The organism is Intrasporangium sp., assembly GCF_039812505.1.
In the GTDB taxonomy this organism is placed as follows: Bacteria; Actinomycetota; Actinomycetes; order Actinomycetales; family Dermatophilaceae; genus Intrasporangium_A.
The window spans coordinates 1-17,621 of the sequence record NZ_JBDIAQ010000022.1 but is presented as its reverse complement, the minus strand read 5'-3'; the positions used below and the strand labels follow the sequence as shown (position 1 = coordinate 17,621).

The 17,621-nt window shown below is 70.9% G+C and carries 15 protein-coding genes and 1 tRNA gene; 9 read left to right on the top strand and 7 right to left on the bottom strand.

What is annotated here, in order from left to right; genetic code table 11:
- Positions 1-92: 92 nt before the first annotated feature.
- A complete protein-coding gene (locus WMI84_RS05145; RefSeq protein WP_347351011.1) occupies positions 93-1,919 on the bottom strand; it encodes a phosphoenolpyruvate carboxykinase (GTP) in 1,827 nt (608 codons plus the stop codon).
- Between the two features lie 460 nt (positions 1,920-2,379).
- On the opposite strand from WMI84_RS05145, the gene WMI84_RS05140 reads away from it, so the two are divergent.
- Positions 2,380-2,452, top strand: a tRNA-Arg gene (locus tag WMI84_RS05140).
- A gap of 245 nt (positions 2,453-2,697) precedes the next feature.
- Here the strand turns inward: WMI84_RS05140 and WMI84_RS05135 are convergent.
- Positions 2,698-3,291 (bottom strand): TMEM175 family protein, encoded by a 594-nt coding sequence (locus WMI84_RS05135; protein WP_347351009.1) that lies wholly within the window; start codon positions 3,289-3,291, stop codon positions 2,698-2,700.
- Between the two features lie 35 nt (positions 3,292-3,326).
- Here WMI84_RS05135 and WMI84_RS05130 point away from each other — a divergent pair, with 35 nt between their 5' ends.
- The 3 genes from WMI84_RS05130 to WMI84_RS05120 all read left to right on the top strand — a co-directional run bounded on the left by WMI84_RS05130 (position 3,327) and on the right by WMI84_RS05120 (position 6,663).
- Complete coding sequence (locus WMI84_RS05130; RefSeq protein WP_347351007.1) at positions 3,327-3,797, top strand: hypothetical protein; 471 nt, start codon at positions 3,327-3,329, stop codon at positions 3,795-3,797.
- 48 nt (positions 3,798-3,845) lie between these two features.
- Entirely contained in the window at positions 3,846-5,000 is a 1,155-nt protein-coding gene (locus WMI84_RS05125; RefSeq protein ID WP_347351005.1) for an acyl-CoA dehydrogenase family protein, read from the top strand.
- A gap of 181 nt (positions 5,001-5,181) precedes the next feature.
- Positions 5,182-6,663, top strand: a complete 1,482-nt coding sequence (locus WMI84_RS05120) for a plasmid pRiA4b ORF-3 family protein (RefSeq protein ID WP_347351003.1) — start codon at positions 5,182-5,184, stop codon at positions 6,661-6,663.
- A gap of 133 nt (positions 6,664-6,796) precedes the next feature.
- Here WMI84_RS05120 and WMI84_RS05115 read toward each other — a convergent pair whose 3' ends face one another.
- Entirely contained in the window at positions 6,797-8,674 is a 1,878-nt protein-coding gene (locus tag WMI84_RS05115; protein ID WP_347351001.1) for a DUF6398 domain-containing protein, read from the bottom strand.
- Between the two features lie 141 nt (positions 8,675-8,815).
- Here WMI84_RS05115 and WMI84_RS05110 point away from each other — a divergent pair, with 141 nt between their 5' ends.
- Positions 8,816-10,228, top strand: a complete 1,413-nt coding sequence (locus tag WMI84_RS05110; protein ID WP_347351000.1) for an FAD-binding oxidoreductase — start codon at positions 8,816-8,818, stop codon at positions 10,226-10,228.
- A gap of 86 nt (positions 10,229-10,314) precedes the next feature.
- On the opposite strand, the gene WMI84_RS05105 is transcribed toward WMI84_RS05110, so the two are convergent.
- The 4 genes from WMI84_RS05105 to WMI84_RS05090 are packed head-to-tail and all read right to left on the bottom strand — an operon-like array spanning position 10,315 to position 14,405.
- Positions 10,315-11,124, bottom strand: coding sequence for an ABC transporter permease (locus WMI84_RS05105; RefSeq protein ID WP_347350998.1), 810 nt, complete (start codon positions 11,122-11,124; stop codon positions 10,315-10,317).
- Position 11,125: 1 nt separating this feature from the next.
- Positions 11,126-12,052 (bottom strand): ABC transporter permease, encoded by a 927-nt coding sequence (locus tag WMI84_RS05100; protein ID WP_347350995.1) that lies wholly within the window; start codon positions 12,050-12,052, stop codon positions 11,126-11,128.
- On the bottom strand, positions 12,045-13,166 hold the full coding sequence (locus tag WMI84_RS05095) for an ABC transporter ATP-binding protein (protein WP_347350993.1): 1,122 nt from the start codon (positions 13,164-13,166) through the stop codon (positions 12,045-12,047). The genes WMI84_RS05100 and WMI84_RS05095 overlap by 8 nt, the downstream gene beginning before the upstream one ends.
- Positions 13,167-13,169: 3 nt before the next feature.
- Entirely contained in the window at positions 13,170-14,405 is a 1,236-nt protein-coding gene (locus WMI84_RS05090; protein ID WP_347350991.1) for a spermidine/putrescine ABC transporter substrate-binding protein, read from the bottom strand.
- 252 nt (positions 14,406-14,657) lie between these two features.
- On the opposite strand from WMI84_RS05090, the gene WMI84_RS05085 reads away from it, so the two are divergent.
- The 4 genes from WMI84_RS05085 to WMI84_RS05070 all read left to right on the top strand — a co-directional run bounded on the left by WMI84_RS05085 (position 14,658) and on the right by WMI84_RS05070 (position 17,380).
- Positions 14,658-15,155 (top strand): Lrp/AsnC family transcriptional regulator, encoded by a 498-nt coding sequence (locus WMI84_RS05085; protein WP_347350990.1) that lies wholly within the window; start codon positions 14,658-14,660, stop codon positions 15,153-15,155.
- A gap of 166 nt (positions 15,156-15,321) precedes the next feature.
- Entirely contained in the window at positions 15,322-15,762 is a 441-nt protein-coding gene (locus WMI84_RS05080) for a hypothetical protein (protein ID WP_347350988.1), read from the top strand.
- A 206-nt stretch (positions 15,763-15,968) separates the two neighbouring features.
- The gene (locus WMI84_RS05075; protein WP_347350986.1) at positions 15,969-16,625 is read left to right on the top strand and encodes a hypothetical protein; all 657 of its coding nucleotides are present in this window, start codon (positions 15,969-15,971) and stop codon (positions 16,623-16,625) included.
- Positions 16,622-17,380: a serine protease gene (locus WMI84_RS05070; RefSeq protein WP_347350985.1), complete on the top strand. Its 759-nt coding sequence runs from the start codon at positions 16,622-16,624 to the stop codon at positions 17,378-17,380. The genes WMI84_RS05075 and WMI84_RS05070 overlap by 4 nt, the downstream gene beginning before the upstream one ends.
- The last annotated feature ends 241 nt before the right edge of the window (positions 17,381-17,621 follow it).

The following is a 17,621-nucleotide window of genomic DNA, read 5'->3' as shown; positions in this document are numbered from 1 at the left end:
GGACGAAGGGCCACCCCCGGTCGAACGGGGGTGGCCCTTCGCGTGTCTGGATGCGCTGCCTTCGCAGGCGTACCGGCTGGGCAGGGCCAAGCTCAGGGAGCCGCGTCGAGACGGGCCTTGAGGCCGTCGTACTCGGCCCACAGCTCTCCCGGCAGCTGCGCGCCGAACTTGTCGAACCACTCCTTGATCAGGGGCAGCTCTGCGCGCCAGTCGTCGGCGTCGACCCGCGTGGCCTTCTCGACCGACCCGTCGGCGACCTCCAGACCGGCGAGGTCGATCGAGCCGGGGGCGGGCACCAGGCCGATCGGGGTCTCTATCGCGTCGGCCGTGCCCTCGATCCGCTCGATGACCCACTTGAGCACCCGGCTGTTGTCGCCGAAACCCGGCCAGAGGAAGGAGCCGTCCTGCTCGTCGCGGCGGAACCAGTTGACCCCGAAGATCCGCGGCAGCTTCGCGGCGTCGGCCTCCTTGCCGATCTCGAGCCAGTGGTTCATGTAGTCGCCGGCGTGGTACCCGATGAAGGGCAGCATCGCCATGGGGTCGCGGCGCACCACGCCGACCGCCCCGGTGGCCGCCGCGGTCGTCTCCGAGGACAGGGTGGCGCCGACGAAGGTGCCGTGCGTCCAGTCCCGCGACTCGTACACCAGCGGGACCGTCGTCTTGCGGCGCCCGCCGAACAGGATCGCCGAGATCGGCACGCCGTCCGGGTTGTCGTACTCGGGGGCGATCATCGGGCACTGCTTGGCCGGGGTGCAGAAACGGCTGTTCGGGTGGGCCGCCTTGGTGCCCGCCTTGCCGTCGGCCGGGGTCCAGTCGTTGCCGTGCCAGTCGGTCAGGTGGGCCGGCGGCTCGTCGGTCATACCCTCCCACCAGACGTCGCCGTCGTCGGTGAGGGCGACGTTGGTGAAGATGGAGTTGCCCCGGTTGACCGTGGTCATCGCGTTCGGGTTCGTCGATTCGCCGGTGCCGGGGGCGACCCCGAACAGCCCGAACTCCGGGTTGACGGCATACAGCCGGCCGTCCGGGCCGAAGCGCATCCAGGCGATGTCGTCGCCGACCATCTCGGCGGTCCAGCCCGCGACGGTGGGGGTGATCATGGCCAGGTTGGTCTTGCCACAGGCCGACGGGAACGCGGCGGCGATGTAGTGGACCTTCCCCGCCGGGGAGGTCAGCTTGAGGATGAGCATGTGCTCGGCCATCCAGCCCTCGTCCCGGGCGATCGCCGAGGCGATGCGCAGCGCGTAGCACTTCTTGCCCAGCAGGGCGTTGCCGCCGTATCCGGAGCCGTAGCTCCAGATCGTGCGCTCCTCGGGGAAGTGGACGATGTACTTCGTCTCGCTGCACGGCCACGCCACGTCCTGCGCGCCCTCCTCGAGCGGGGCGCCGACGGAGTGCAGCGCGGGGACGAAGTCGGCATCGGTCTCCTCCATCCGGCGCAGCACGCCGGTGCCGATCCGGGCCATGATCCGCATGGACACCACGACGTAGGGCGAGTCGGTGATCTCGACCCCGAACATCGGCACGGTGGCGTCGAGGTGGCCCATCACGAACGGGATGACGTACATGGTCCGGCCCTTCATCGCCCCGCGGTACAGGTCGGTGAGGATCGCCTTCATCTCGTCGGGCGCCATCCAGTTGTTGGTCGGGCCGGCATCCTTCTCGTCCTGCGAGCAGATGAAGGTCCGTCCCTCGACACGTGCCACGTCGCTCGGGTCGGAGGCGCACCAGAAGGAGTTGGGCTTCTTGCTGTCGTCCAGGCGCACGAAGGTGCCGGCCGCGACGAGCTCGTCGGTCAGCTCGGTCCACTCCTCGTCGGTGCCGGTGACCCACCGGATGTCGCTCGGCTGGGTCAGCGCGGCAACCTCGCCCACCCAGCTGGACAGCCGGGCGTGCGTCGTCTCGCTGGTCGTCGTAGTCAACTTATGAACCTCATCCCTTGCTGGTGGTGCCCGCCGCACCACCTCGTGCCGGTACTGTTCACCTGCGAACGGCCGATGGGTGTCCACATGGTGAACACGTGACGTGATGGGTTCACGGTACGCCACGAGTTCTTACCGTTCGGCGCTCACGTACTGGCCTGCTGGTGAGTCCGATCACAAGCCCACGGCGCCGCAAGGAATCCGACGTCGACGTGTCGTCTTCTTGCAGGATTTTCAACGCTGTATGCCGCCGGGCCGGCTTCTCCACCGGGCGTGGCCTTGCCTCGCCGAGGTTGCGAGCCCTTGGCGGGACCGGCCCCAGAAGGTGCGGTGGGGCGGCCCCCGGAAGGTGCGGGTGGGGCGGCGGGCCGGCCCGACGGCATACCCTGATTTCGTGCGGGCGGCACGGACGCGCTAAGGTGACTGATCGTCCCGACGTGGCGGTACGCGCGTCGGGCCCGCACCCGTAGCTCAACGGATAGAGCATCTGACTACGGATCAGAAGGTTAGGGGTTCGAATCCCTTCGGGTGCGCAACGGAACAAGAAGCAGCCAAGCTGCCCAGCCGGCGGAAACGCCGGCCGGGCCGTTTGCGTCACTGTTCGGACACTGTTCGGACTCTGCTCGACCGAGGCCGCCTCTGCTGGCCACGGGAGGATGCGCACGCCGGCGCGGTGGGCGCAACTGCGGTGGGCGGCATACCGTCTGACGGGTGTGGGCCACGAGAACTGTGTTCGTGGTGGGTTTTCGTGGCGCCCGACGCCGCCGAGCAGGCGGGCTCACTGTCCGGGGGCCGGGTGGGCCGCCAGGTAGCGCTCCACCCGCCGGTCCGGCACGAGCCACATCAGCGCGACCACGGTGTAGAGCGCGACGCCGAGCCAGGGGGCGAGCAGCGTGCCCAGTACCCCGGCCAGGTAGAGGGGCGGGCTCGACCGGGCCTTGAGGTCGCGCCCGAGCGCGGTGGCGAGCGCGCCGCCGCGACCCTGGTCCCGCTCGATGGCCGACTGCAGGACCCAGTAGGCGAGCGCGCAGACCAGCAGGTTGACGCCGTACGTGATGACCGGAGTGGCCGCGAAGTGCTGCTCGTCCATCCAGGCCGTGGTGAAGGGCAGCAGCGAAAGGCAGAAGAGCAGCCCGAGGTTGCTCCACAGGATCCCGCCGGTCACCCGCTCGACGAGCTGGAACATGTGATGGTGGTTGTTCCAGTAGATCCCCACGTAGACGAACGAGAGCAGGTACGTCAGCAGCCCCGTCGCCGATGCCCCGAGGTCGTGCAGGGTCGGACCCTCGGGCACCCGGAGCTCCAGCACCATGATCGTGATGATGATGGCCAGCACGCCGTCGCTGAACGCCTCGAGCCGACTTGTCCTCACAGCAGATCATTATGTCGGGTGGGTATACCGGAACTATGCAAGCACTCGAACAAGCTCCCCGAGCCCCCTCGTCGCGGCGGCGCCTCATCAGCGGGATCACGGCACTCGTCGCGTTCGGGCTCTTCCTGATCCTCAACTTCTGGCCGGCCTGGTCCTCGCTGCCGTTCCTGACGAGCAGCATGACCTACAGCCTCGGCGCGGTCGACTTCGTCCTCTGGGCGGTGATCGCCTTCAACGTGGCCTTCCTGTTCGCCGACACGCGGGGTCTGCGCCTGACCGCGCACCTGGTCATCGCGATGTTCGCGATGCTCGCCTTCACCAGACTGATCCGGGACTTCCCGTTCGCGTTGTCCGACGGGGCCTGGGCCAGCGTGGTGCAGGGCATCCTGGTGCTGGGCGCGCTCGTCTCGTTCGTCGTCATCCCGGTGACGTGGTGGGGGATGGTCACCCAGGGCTACGAGGGCCCCGGCGCCCCGCACCGGCACCGCCGGCACCGGCACGCCTGAGCCGTCGTATGCCGCCGGGCCGGAACCGCTCGGTAGGAAGATGTTGCGATGATCCTCGACGACTACCGGTCACCTTGGCTGACCGACGAGCTGGTGGACCTGCAGCACCTGGCCCGGACCTTCCTCGACAAGGAGCTCGTGCCGCACCAGAGCCGGTTCGCCGAGCAGCACATGGTGGACCGGGACTTCTGGCGGGCGGCCGGCCGGGCCGGGCTGCTGTGCATCAGCATCCCCGAGGAGTACGGCGGTGGCGGCGGGACCTTCGCCCACGAGGCGGTCATCGCTGCGGAGCAGGCGCGGGCGGTCGACGACGCCTGGGCCAACAGCGTGCACAGCACGATCGTCGCCCACTACGTCGAAGCCTTCGGCACCGAGGAGCAGAAGCGGCGGTGGCTGCCCGGCATGGCGTCGGGCGACCTCGTCGGTGCCATCGCGATGACCGAGCCGACGACGGGGTCCGATCTGCAGCGGGTGCGGACGCGGGCCGTCCGCGATGGTGACGACTTCGTTGTCAACGGGTCGAAGACCTTCATCTCCAACGGGACCCACTGCGGCCTGCTCGTCATCGTGGCCCGCACGAGCGACGAGCCGGGGGCCAGGGGGATCTCTCTTCTCGTCGCCGAGACCGACGGCCTGGCCGGCCTCGAACGCGGCCGCGTCCTCGAGAAGATCGGAATGCAGGGGCAGGACACCCGCGAGCTGTCGTTCGTCGACATGCGCGTCCCGGTGGCCAACGTGCTTGGCGGGGTCGAGGGCCGTGGGTTCGTCCAGCTCATGGAGCAGCTGCCCCAGGAGCGGCTCATCATCGCCGTGTCGGCGGCTGCCGGCGCCGAGAGCGCGGTCCGGCTCACGATCGCCTACGCCAAGGAGCGCGAGGCGTTCGGGCAGAGTCTGCTGTCCTTCCAGAACACCCGGTTCGTCCTGGCGGAGTGCGCCGCCGATGCTCTGGCCGCCCGCACCCTGGTCGACAGCTGCATCGGCCGCCACGTCGCCGGTGAGCTCGACGCCGCCGGTGCCTCGCTCGCGAAGTTCTGGTGCACCGACGTCCAGAACAAGGTCGTCGACCGGTGCCTGCAGGTCTTCGGCGGCTACGGCTACATGATGGAGTACCCGATCGCGCGGATGTTCGCCGCCGCCCGGGTGCAGAAGATCTACGGCGGGACCAACGAGATCATGAAGGAACTGGTGGCCAGGTCGTTATGAGCGGAGCCGACGTCAGGCCCCTGATCCGGCGGTCGGGGGAGACGGGTGCGCGGTCCGCGCCCGCCTATGCTCCACCAATGGCTATCGATCACCGTCTCCGGCATGGACGGGCCCGGACGACGGTCCCCCCGCCGTTTCGCACGCGGCCTCTCCGGCCGACCGACCGCCAGGCGGCGAACCGGTGACCGGCACACCCGGGTCGGCCGAGCACACCTGGCCGCCGCGGAACCCGCCCATCGAGCTGCCGGAGCCGCCGGCCGAGCCGGTGCTGCTCACGGTCCACCTCTCGCTGCGCCACACCGACCCCGAGGTGTGGCGGCGCCTCACGATCCCCGGTGAGCTCGACCTCGCCCGGGTGCACGACGCGATCCAGCAGGCCATGGGCTGGCAGGAGTGCCACCTGCACCGCTTCACCCCCGGGGAGAACCCGTACAGCCTGCCCCACTTCGTCACCGAGTTCGACGTCGCCGAGGAGGGCGAGGGCGGAACGCCCGAGACCGCGGCCAGGCTCGACCAGCTGCTGCGCACGCCCGGCGACACGCTCACCTACGAGTACGACTTCGGCGACTCGTGGACCCACACCCTCACCCTCGAGGCGGTCGGCCCGATGCCCGCACCGGCCGGGCCCGGCGGGCCGGCCACGCCCGGAGCGGGAGGGCCCGCCGACGGGAGCTCGGCGGCATACCCCCTGGCCTGTGTGGCGGGGGAGCGGGCGTGCCCACCGGAGGACGTCGGCGGGGTCGGGGGCTACGAGGAGATGGCCGCGTGGGTGCGCAGCGGCTACGCCCCCGCGCGACTGCCCGAGCTGGGCATCTCGGCCGAGGAGCTGCGCGGCTGGCTGCCCGACGGCTGGGACCCCGACCGGTTCGACCTCGACGAGGCCAACGCCGCCCTGGCCCGGCTCGCGCCGCGGGACACCGAGACCGCGCTCGGACAGCTGCCGCGTGAGCTGGTCGAGGTGATCGCCGCGCTGTCGCGGCCGGCCCGCTTCGAGCTGGACGACTGGCTGGCGGCGCCCGGCTGGGCCGCGTCGACCGGTTTCACCCCCGAGGAGGCCGACGCGCTGACCACGCCGTTCCGGGTGCTGCTCGACGCCGTCGGCGACGGGCTGGCGCTGACGACTGCCGGCTACCTGCCGCCGCGGGTCGTCGCGCAGGTCTGCGCCGCCCTCGACCCCGACCACGAGTGGTACGGCATGGGCAACCGGGAGAACCAGATGTGGCCCGTGCTCGAGCTGCGCGCGGGGGCCACCCGACTCGGGTTGCTGCGCAAGGCCCGGGGCAGCCTGACGCCGACGGCCACGGCCCGGAAGGTCCGCGACGACCCCCAGCGGCTGCTCTCCCACGTCCTGGGCCGCCTCACCTCCGGGTTGAAGGGGTTCGACCGGATCGCGACGCTGCTCGTGCTCGTCGCGGTGGCCGGCGGCCGGTGGAGACGGCACCTGGGGCCACGCGACCCCGTCCTGGAGTCGGTATGCCGCGTGCTGGAAGTCTGCGGCTGGCGCCGGGAGGACTACGGCGTGCTGCAGGACGTCGACGTGTGGCACGCCGCCGCGGCCACCATCGGTCTGCTCGGGCAGATGCTGCGCACGGTGGGCGACCGGGGTGACGAGACGCAGCTGGCGGCCCGGATGGCCCTGGCTGCGCTGGCTGCGGTCGACTGAGCGGTGCTGCGGCGGGTGGGCGGTGCTGCGGGTTGCCGTGGTGCCCCGTCGGCGTTGTGCGCGGTTGTGGTCGCCAGGGCAACCACAACCACGCACGGACCAGGGCCCGGTCGGCCGGGGGCGGCTGGCGGCTTCAGAACGGGCCGCGAGGCAGCCCCGTGGCCGCCCGGTCGCGCAGGTCGATGATGGTCGACCGGGTCGAGCTGACCAGCAGGTCGGCCGTGCCCAGGACCGGCGTCCCGGTGGTGTACCGGCTCGTGTCGACCGCCTTCAGGAACGCCTGGGCGCGGCTGATGGGGCTGCCCTTGACGCCGAAGAAGTCCGTCAGCTCACGCACCGTCATCGACGCGTCCGGCGTGCCGACGAGATGGTTGCCGCGCGCGACGATCCAGGCGACCGCGGCCGCGGCGGTGTCGGCACGGCTCGCCCGCCGGAAGATGGCCGGGTCGCCGGCCGCGGCGCGGGCCAGGAACCGCCGTGCCGCGGTGCGCAGCTCCACGCCGAACGACTGCTCGGCGAAGGCGTCGACGAGGGACTGGACCTCGCGCACGCGGTCATGCGTGTCTGTCGGCACGCTGGACAGGTCGAGCTCCTCGTCGGGCAGGGCCGCGTCGTCGAGGGTGTCGAGCGCCCCCGGACCGCCGACCTGACGGGCGAGGCTGTCCAGCAGCGTGGCCCCGAAGAGCTCGTCGGTCGAGGCCGCCCCGAACGTCAGGTCGGCATCGTCCTCCGTGCCCTCACCGATGACGGCGATGCCGAAGCCCTCCCACATCTCGGTGAGGTCCTCGTAGTCGGCGAGCGCCTGGCGCAGCGCCTGCGCCTGGGGGGACTGGGCGACCGCCAGGTAGTCGGGCATCGCGGACCGAGCGGCCCGGACCAGCGCGCCCTGCTGCCGACCCGTGCGGCCCTGCCGGGCCGAGCCCCACTTCAGGTAGGCCTCCAGGACGGAGCCGAGGCGTCGTGCCGTCTGCGGGTCCGGCAGCACCACCGCGGGCAGGTACTCGTCGAGCAGCTCGTGGACGCGCTCGGCGTCCCAGTCGAGCGGGTCGCGCATGCCCAGCATGCACGCGAACTCGACCACGGCCGTGATCGCCGCGTCGTCGTGGACGTCATCGGTGTCGAAGCCGATCGCGGCCGCCTCACGCGAGACGGCGAAGTCGTCGATGACCTCCTCGGGGTCGATGCCGGCACCCGGGCCGAGCAGCCCCTCCGGGAGGTCCGGCAGCGAGGTGGTCGAGGGGTGTGGGGTGCCGCCGGCGGGCATGAGGGTGAGCAGCCACTCGACGATCGGGCGCCCCCCGGGCCAGGTCTCGTTCTCCTCGTCGACCGGCCGGTCGGCGCCGTCGACCAGCCCCTGCTCGATGGTGGCCCGGGCGGTGGCCAGGTCGAGCTCGCTCGAGGTCAGCAGCGCACCGGCGGGCGGGGCCAGTCGCATCCGGTCGGTGAGCCCGGCGAGCGACTCGTCCGTGGGGAAGGCGTCCTTGACCCCGCGGCCCAGGCCCTCGTCGTAGACGACGTAGGTGGTCAGGCCGCCGCCGGGCCAGCGGATCTCGAGCAGGAAGTTCTGCCCCGGCTCGCCGGGGAAGGACACCCGTGCCACCCGGGTCACGGCGGTCTCGGACAGGTCGGTGAGCCAGCGCGGCACGGGCTGCCGGCGTCGCTGCAGTGCACTGGCGATCCGGGCGCGCCGCGCCTCGTCGGGCGCCATCGCCGCGAGCACGCGCAGCGCCGCGGTCGTCTCGGCGAGGTCGATGTCGATGAACGAGTCGACCAGGTCGTCCAGGGCGACCGCCGAGTGGTCCTCGAAGCCGTGCCGCCCGTCGGTGGCGGCGACCAGGGACGAGACGAAGGCGAGCAGTGTCATCGGGTCGTCGGCGCGCATCCGGCTGCGGATCTCCTGCATCAGCGGCTGCAGCTCCGCCTCGACCTCGACTCGCTGGCGCGTCTCGTCGCTGTGCACCACCCGCAGCCGGGCATCCCCGCTCCTGCGCCTGTTCCCTCGCTTACCCACTGCCCCATCCTTCCATCCCCGCCGACGCGAGCCCGCCCCGGCCGAGTGGGCCCTCGCGCGCGAAGGCCCGTGGGCGGCATACCCTCTGGGTGGTGCAGCAGGACGTGCGGTCGGCTGCCTCGAGGACCGGGAGGAGGGCGCGTGAGCGGTGACTTCGCACCGACGGCCCGCTTCGTCGACGGTGGGATCTCGTACTGGTGGCGTGACCTCGGAGAGCCGGCGCGCCGGGCGCCGCTGCCGGGTGACCTCGAGGCGGATGTCGCGATCGTGGGCGCCGGGTACACCGGGCTGTGGACCGCTTACTACCTCAAGGCGCACCAGCCCGACCTGCGCATCGTCGTGCTCGAGAAGGAGTTCGCCGGCTTCGGCGCCTCGGGGCGCAACGGCGGCTGGCTCAGCGCCGAGCCGCCGGGACAGCTCGGCCGGTATGCCCGGTCGCGCGGTACCGAGGCTGCGGTCCGGCTGCAGCGGGCCATGTTCGCGACCGTCGACGAGGTCATCGCCGTGGCCGCGCGCGAGGGGATCGACGCGCACGTCGTCAAGGACGGCTACCTGCAGGTCGCGACCAACCCGGCCCAGCAGCGCCGCCTGGCCGAGCGGCTGCCGCACCTGCGCGCGCACGGGTGGGCCTCCGAGGACCTGCAGCTCATCGACGCGGCGCAGCTCGGCGAACGCGTGCGGATCCCGGCGGCAAGCGGCGCGCTCTACAGCCCGCACTGTGCGCGCATCCATCCGGCGCGACTGGCCCGTGGCCTCGCGCAGGTGGTCGAGCGCTCCGGAGTGACGATCGCCGAGGGGACCGAGGTCGTGCAGCTCCGTCCGGGTCAGGCGGTGACCAGGCACGGCACCGTGCGCGCGCAGTTCGTGCTGCGCGCACTCGAGGGGTTCACGTCCGGACTCGAGGGGCATCGGCGCGAGTGGCTGCCGATGGCGAGCAGCATGGTCGTGACCGAGCCGCTGCCGAGCGGAGTCTGGGACGAGATCGGCTGGCGCGGGGCGGAGCTGCTCTCCGACGAGGCACACGCGTTCGCCTACGTGCAGCAGACCCGGGACGGCCGCATCGCGCTGGGCGGCCGGGCAGTGCCGTACCGGTACGGCTCGGGCCGGGACGCTCGGGGCGAGACGCTCGGCGACACGGTCGAGCAGCTGCGCGAGGTGCTCGGCAGGCTGTTCCCGGCCGCGCGCGGGGTCGGCATCGACCACGCCTGGTCCGGAGTGCTCGGGGTACCGCGCGACTGGTGCGCCTCGGTCGCCCTCGACCGGGCCACCGGTCTCGGACACGCCGGCGGGTACGTCGGGCACGGCGTCGCCTCGACCAACCTCGCCGGCCGCACCCTCGCCGACCTGGTCCTGGCGCGCGACACCGAGCTGGTGACCCTGCCGTGGGTGGGCCACACCGTGCGTCGCTGGGAGCCGGAGCCGCTGCGCTGGCTGGGCGTCCGCGGACTGTATGCCGCATACCGCCTCGCCGACCGCCACGAGCGTGGCTCCCGTACGGCGCGCACGTCGCTGGTCGCGGCCGTCGCGGACCGGATCTCGGGGCGCTCGGGCTAGGTCGGATGCCGCTCGGCTGCGTCCGCGGCGTCCGGCCGGCCCCCGATCCGCCCGGCTCGCGGGTCGGGGGGGATGCTCGCGGTGGCTCAGGCCGCGACCTTGTTGTTGCGCCGCGACGAGATGACCTGCCCGATGATGACGACGAGCAGCGCCACCAGGAACATCACCGTCCCGATCACGTTGATCTGCACCGGCGTCCCGCGTTGTGCCGCTCCCCAGACGTACATGGGGAAGGTGATCGAGCTCGGGCTCGCCTGGAAGTTCGTGATGATGTAGTCGTCGAACGACAGGGAGAACGCCAGCAGGCCACCTGCCGCGATCCCGGGAGCCGCGAGCGGCAGGGTGACCCTCAGGAAGGTCTGGGTCGGGGTCGCGCCCAGGTCGGCTGCGGCCTCCTCCAGCCGGGGGTCGAGCGAGGCGACCCGCGCCTTGACGGCCACGACCACGAAGCTGAGGCAGAACATGATGTGGGCGATCAGGATCGCCCCCTGACCCGACGGGACACCCATCATGACGAAGAGCGTGAGCAGGCTCGAGCCCATGACGACCTCAGGGGTGGCCATCGGCATGAAGATGAGCAGGTTCGTCGCGGCCCGGCCGCGGAAGCGGTGCCGGCCGAGTGCGAACGCGACGAGGGTGCCCAGGACCGTCGCGACGAGCGAGGCGATGATGCCGATCTTGAGGCTCAGCCCGAGGGAGGAGCAGATCCCGGGGGTGCCGCACACGTTCGTCCAGGCCTGCGTCGAGAACGAGCTCCACTCGTAGTTGAACCGGCCGGTCGGGTTGTTGAAGGAGAAGACCGCCACGACGACGTTCGGGACCAGCATGTACACGAGGACGGCGCCTGCGGCGAACGCGATCAGGTGGCGCCTGATCCAGGCGAGTGCACCAGACATGTCAGAGCAGCTCCTCGGTTCCGGCCTTGCGGACGTAGAACCCGACCATGGCCAGGATGATGACGAGCAGCACGAACGACAGTGCCGCGGCGAGCGGGTAGTCGAGCACCCGCAGGAAGAGGCTGTCGATGACCTGGCCGATCATCGTCGTCTGCGTGTTGCCGAGCAGTTTGGAGTTGATGTAGTCACCGGCCGCCGGGATGAAGGTCAGCAGCGTGCCGGCCACGACCCCGGGCATGGACAGCGGCCAGGTCACGTACCGGAAGGACTGCACCGGGCTCGCGTAGAGGTCGGCCGCGGCCTCGACGAGCCGCGGGTCGAGCCGCTCGAGGCTGGTGTAGAGCGGCAGGATCATGAAGGGCAGGAAGTTGTAGGTCAGGCCCATGATCACGGCGAACGGGGTGGCCGTCAGCGTCGTCGTCTCGACCATGCCCATCCAGCGCAGCAGCGCGGTGATCCCGGTGTTCTCGAAGAACGTCGTCACGATGCTGCCGGGCGCGAGGATGGTCTGCCAGGCCAGGGTGCGGATCAGGAAGCTGGTGAAGAAGGGGGCGATGACCAGGACCAGCATCACGTTCTTCCACCGGCCGGCCTTCTGGGCGATGAAGTAGGCGAGCGGGTAGCCCAGCAGCAGGGCCAGGACCGTCGCGCTGGCCGCGTAGCCGAGCGAGCGCAGCAGCTGGCTCCAGTACTGCGACAGGGCGTCGGCGTAGATGCCGACGTTGCCGGTGAAGACGTAGCCCTCGTCGACGCTGCCCTCCTGCAGCGACTGGGAGGCGAGCGTCACCATCGGCAGGACGAAGAAGACGAACAGCCAGAGCAGGCCGGGCAGGAGCAGGGCGTAGGGCACCCAGTTGCGTCGCCGGCGGTTGCGCGCCGCCGGCGCGGAGGCCGACGCCGGCTTGGCCGCGGTCATCGCCTCAGCCATGGTCGCCCTGCATCCCCGCCCCGGCGTCGGCGTCCTGGGACGCGTCGAGCGCGAAGGCGTACTCGGGACGCCACGAGACGGTGACCGGCTCGCCGAGCCGGGCCCGGGCCGAGCCGTCGTTCTGCTGGACGACGGTCAGCTCGCGGCCCCACGGCATCTCGATGACATAGTGCGTGGCCACGCCCGTGAAGGACACGTCGCGCACCACCCCCTTCAGCTGGTTGGGGCCGCCGTCCGGGCCCAGGCGCAGCTTCTCCGGGCGCACCCCGAGGTAGACCTCGGTGCAGCCCTCCGGCAGGTGCCGGACGCAGGCCGCCAGCTCGACGCCGTGGCTGCGCACCGTCACGGTCCCGTCCCGGAGCGAGCCGGCGACCACCTGTCCGCCCAGCAGGTTGGACTGGCCGAGGAAGTTGGCCACGAACGTCGATGCCGGGTGCTCGTAGAGCGTGGCCGGGTCGGCGAGCTGCTCGATCCGGCCGCCGTTCATCACCGCGATGGTGTCGGCCATGGTCATGGCCTCCTCCTGGTCGTGGGTGACGTGCACGAAGGTGAGCCCGACCTCCTGCTGGATCTGCTTGAGCTCGATCTGCATCTGCCGGCGCAGCTTCAGGTCGAGGGCGCCGAGCGGCTCGTCGAGCAGCAGGACGTTGGGTCGGTTGACGACCGCCCGGGCCAGCGCGACCCGCTGCTGCATGCCGCCCGAGAGCTGCGCCGGGCGTTTGCCGCCGACGTGCCCCAGCTCGACCAGCTCGAGCGCCGCCTGCGCCTTGGCCCTGGCGTCCTTGTCCTTCTTGCGCTTGAGCCCGAACGAGACGTTGTCGAGGACGCTCATGTGCGGGAAGAGGGCGTACGACTGGAACACCGTGTTGACGTTGCGCTCGTGTGCGCGGGTGTCGGTGATGTCGGTCTCGCCGATGAGGATGCGGCCGGTCGTGGGCTGGTCGAGCCCGGCGATCATCCGCAGCGTCGTCGTCTTGCCGCACCCGGACGGCCCGAGCAGCGCGAAGAAGGACCCGTCCGGGATGGTGAGGTCCATGGGATGGACGGCCGTGAACGTCTCGAACTCCTTGCTGACCCCGACGAGCCGAAGGTCGCCCTTCGCGTGTCCGGCCATGGCTCAGCCGACCGTCAGGGCGGAGAAGGCCTTGGAGTAACGCTCCTCCTCGTCGGCCGACAGACCCCGGAAGACGTGCGCCTGGGCCAGTACCTCGGCCGAGGGGTTGATCAGCGGGTTGTTGGCCACGTCCGGGTCGCTGCGCAGCAGCACCTCCTTGGTGCCCTTGACCGGCGAGATGTAGTTGACGTAGTCGACGACCTGGGCCATGACCTTGGGGTCGTAGTAGTAGTTGACGAGCCGCTCGGCGTTCGTCTTGTGCCGGGCCAGCGCCGGGATGACGAAGTTGTCCGACCAGAGCGTGCAGCCGGTGGGCGGCAGGGAGTAGCCCAGCTTGGGGTTGTCGGCCTGCAGCTGGACGACGTCGCCGGTCCAGGCGAAGCAGGCCGCGATCGCACCGGAGGAGAGGTCCTTGCCGTACTCGTTGCCGGTGAAGCCGCGCAGCTGCCCGGAGTCCTTGGCCTGCTGGATCATCTTGATCGCGTCGTCGAAGTCGGCGTCGGTGAACTTGGCGATGTCCTTGCCCTGGGCGAGCATGACGAGCCCGACGGTGTCGCGCATCTCGGTCAGCAGGGTGACCTTGCCCTTGAGCGCGGGGTCGGTGAACAGCTGCTCGACCGTCTCGATCTTCTTGCCGCCCGTAGCGTCGGGGTTGTAGGCGATGCCCGCGAAGCCCGACTGCCAGGGCAGCGAGAACTTGCGGCCGGGATCGAACTCGACGTTGGCCAGCGCGGGCTCGAGGTTCTTCACGTTGGGGATGTTGTCCATGTCCAGCGGCTGGACGAAGCCCTGTCGGATCAGGCGGGCCACCAGCCAGTCGGTGCTGCACCAGACGTCGCGGCCCGTGTCGGTCCCGCCGGCCAGCAGCGGGCGGACCTTGGCGTAGAACTCGTCGTTGTCGTTGTAGTCCTCGGTGTAGTTGACCTTGATGCCGGTCTTCTTCGTGAAGGCCTCGAGGGTCGGGCGCTTCTGCGTCTTGTCGTCGACGTCGATGTACTCCGGCCAGTTCGACCAGTTGACGACCTTCTCGACACTCGACATGTCCTTGGCCGCCGCGGCGACCGGTGCCGCGGAGCCGGTCCCGCCGGCGGACTTGGGGTTGCGCCCCGCGGACCCGCACGAGGCGAGGACCGCGGCGGCGCCGATACCGGCGATCCCCGCCAGCGCCGAGCGCCGGGAGACCAGACCCCGGGCCAGGGTGGCCCGCAGGATGAGGCTGTCTGTCTCGTTCTCGTTCATGAGAGGCTCCAAGTGAGTGTGAGGCGCTGTGCTTGAACCTGCGGCGGGGTGTCTCGACGAAGAGGCCGGTCCCCGGCCGACGCTGCGGCGAGGAGGCCACCGGCACCGACGTCGAGCAGGCTACGTCGCTCGAAGTGCATGCGCGGATGCTACCCGATTGACCACGGTATCTACGCGTTTGGTGAATGAATCGTTCTGATTCCGTTGCTCAAAAGGTTGCGAACGGCGCATTCCGAGGTCCACTATCGACCCATGCCAAGCCGTGCGGTACGTCAGGAGAGGCCGGGACCGGCCCAGAAGCCCACTGTCACTCTCGACCGGCTCTCCAAGAAGATCATCGAGCAGCTCCAGCAGGACGGGCGCAAGTCGTATGCCGCGATCGCCCAGGAGGTCGGCCTGTCGGAGCCCGCGGTGCGCCAGCGCGTCCAACGGCTGCTCGACGCCGAGGTCATGCAGATCGTGGCGGTGACCGACCCGCTCCAGCTCGGCTTCCAGCGGCAGGCCCTGGTCGGCCTGCGCACCAGCGGGGACCTGACCGAGACGGCTGCCCGCCTCGCGCGGATCGACGAGGTCACCTACGTCGTCACCACGGCCGGGAGCTTCGACCTGGTGATCGAGGTGCTCTGTGAGGACGACGAGCACCTGCTCGAGCTGCTCGGCCAGATCCGCGGCCTGCCGAAGATCACCGCTACCGAGACCTTCGTCTACCTGAAGCTGAACAAGCAGCTCTACAACTGGGGCACCCGCTGACACCCGGACACCCATGAGCCTCGCCCCCCCAGGTCCCTCTCCCGCGGGTGACGGACGCGACACGTGACGTGGATCGCCTTGGCGCCGTGGGCAGTCCGCGCGGTGCAACGCTGAGACCAGCGGGTCCGCGCGGGCTCGTCGGAACCCTCGGAAAGAGGAGGCTGCCATGAACACCGTGGCCGTCCGTCAGCGTCAGCCCGTCGCAGGTCGCCGGCTCGGCTACGTGATCGCCGTCGGGGTCGACGCCCTGCTGATCTACCTCCTCAACGTCACGCCCGGCTGGGCGGTGCTGCCGTTCCTGTCACCCGCCACGACCGAGGTCCTCGCCTCGGTCAACGCGATGTTGGTCGCCGGGGCCGTCGTCAACGTCGTGTATCTGGTGTGGGACCCCCGCTGGTTCAAGGCACTCGGTGACGTGGCCACGACGTCGATCGGACTGGCGGCGATGCTGCAGGTCTGGCAGGTGTTCCCGTTCGACTTCGGCGAGTCGACCGTCGACTGGGCGATCGTCGCGCGGGTCGCCCTCGGCGTCGGTATCGGTGGCAGTGCCATCGCGATCCTCGTCGCCGTGGTGACGTTCTTCCGGTCCCTCGCCAGCCGGCGCTGACGGCTGCGCAGCGGGTCGAGAGCGACCGGGCCGAGGGGAGAAAGGACCTCCCCCCCGCAGCGCCGGGCAGGTGCCGGTGCCGCATCGGTCATCGGGCGACATCCGCCGGGACCGAGCACCGTCGAGAAACCGCGATCGGCTTCGGAACCCGAGGTCGAGGCGGGAGGATGAGGCTACCCGCATAGTTCGCCGCTGAGGTGGAAAGCATGACCGCTCATGACGGGCCCGGAGACACCAGGCCCATCCCCGTGCGCCCGTCCGGGGCCACGGCCCCGGCCGCGTCGCGACCGGCCGACGCGCAGGCGACCCGCCGGCCGGCACGCCGGTGGCCGACGCGGCTCGCCTGGGCGCTCGTCGCGGTGTGCCTGGCGTCGCTCGGGACGCTCGGCTACGGGTACCAGCGCAGCCTCGACTCGTCGCGTGACTGGAAGGCGCTGGCCGACTCGACGACTGTCGCTCTGGAGGCTACCCGGACCGACCTGGACCGCACGAGCGAGACGCTGACCAGGACCAAGCTCGCCCTCGACGAGACCCGCAAGGCGCTCGACGAGACGAAGGGCAGCCTGAGCGCAGTCGCCGGGCAGTACGACGAGGCTTCGGAGCGGATCCGCGAGCTGGCCGACGAGAAGGCCAAGGTTGGCGACGAGGCGGGACTGCTCGCCACTGCGGTGGCACAGGCTGCCCGGCTGCAGGACCAGCTCGACACGTGCGTCACCGGGCTGCGCAACCTGCAGGCCTACCTCGTCGCGCCGGACAGCCCGGACCCGGCGGCCCTCGCCGCCGTCGTCGCCCAGGTCAACGCCGGTTGCGACGAGGCGCAGAACCAGAGCAGGGCCTTCCAGGACTGGCTGGAGGGACGGTGACGCCGGCCCGCCGCCTGCCACGGCTGGTCGCCGGCGTCGCGGTCCCGGCCCTGCTGCTCGCGGGCTGCGCCGACGTGCTGCCGCTCGCCCCGCCCACCCGGACCACGCCGGCCGGCCACACCGTCGCGGCCGTGCCGAGCGTGCCGGAGGTCAAGGCCGGGTCCGCCGGCACGGTCACGCTCAAGGGGTTCAGCGCCTACGAGCGGGCCGCTCTCCGGATCCGCAACATCACCTGTCAAGGCGTCCAGGTCGGTTCGGGGTTCGCCGTGGCACCACGGGTGATCGTGACCAACCGACACGTCGTCGACGGGGCCGCGGTGCTGCAGATCGAGACCTTCGACGGCAGCGACCGGCAGGTGGCCACGGCCGGGGTCGCCACCTTCGCGGACCTCTCCGTGGTACGGCTGGCCGAGGACCTGCCCGCGACCCTCCCGCTGGCGGCGCAGAACCCGAAGCCCGGCGACCGGATCACGGTCGTCGGGTACCCCGGAGGTGGTGAGCTGACCACCTCGCAGGGCCGGGTGCTGCGTTATGGCGCGGACCTGGTCGGCGAGTCGGACGAGCCGATGATCGTCGACGACGCGCCGATCGAGCACGGCAGCTCGGGCAGCCCCCTGGTGGATGCCGCAGGGCAGGTGGTCGGGGTCGCCTACGCGGGCAAGCCGGACGGCCCCTACTGGGCGGTGCCGGTCGAGCTGCTGCGCCGGCTCATCGACACGCCGGCGGAGCTCGGCCCGGTCACGCCCTGCGACTGACATCGATCGCAGTTGTCGTGGTCCAACGGGTCCAAGCGCCACGAGAACCGCAGTTGTCGTGGCTCAACGGGTTCGAACGCCACGAGAACCCACACCGATCGCAGTTGTCGTGGTCCGGCGGGCCTGAGCGCCACGAGAACGAGCGCCACGACAACCGGGCGCCGGTGGCGCTGGCGTCAGGACGCCCACGAGGGCCAAGGTGGACAGCATGCGGCCTCCCTACGACGCGCTCGTACGCCGG